A 381-nucleotide genomic window follows, 5' to 3' on the forward strand; every position below is an offset into this window, starting at 1 on the left:
GTCATATAATGAGCATTATCAACCAACAGCGTTTCAACCCTGAGTAATTCCAATGTGTCAAACGCTCTGAGACGGTAATCTTCTGGCTTTCCACCTCGGGCACCGCGACCTAACTCCTTCGTAATTTGATTGAACAATTTACGCGAGTCAAAAGAGGTCAGGCAAGCAGTGTAATGTGTTCGCAATGGAATCGGACGCAATGCTCCCTTTTGCCCACTGATACGATCGACGCACTCCATTGCGATCGTCGATTTGCCACATCTCCTGGGACCGATGATTCGACCACTAAGCCTGTCCTCACATCGATTTCTCAGCCACTGCTCCAGAACCATCAATTGGTCTGTCTCAGCAAAGAACTCTCGGTTGATGAGTGCTTTGATT

The 381-nt window shown here is 47.8% G+C and carries 1 protein-coding gene; it reads right to left on the reverse strand.

What is annotated here, in order from left to right:
* On the reverse strand, nucleotides 1-381 hold a 381-nt coding region (locus tag D7Y13_RS50290; protein WP_158626288.1), incomplete at both ends, for an AAA family ATPase.

This window comes from Corallococcus praedator (genome assembly GCF_003612125.1).
In the GTDB taxonomy this organism is placed as follows: domain Bacteria; phylum Myxococcota; class Myxococcia; order Myxococcales; family Myxococcaceae; genus Corallococcus; species Corallococcus praedator.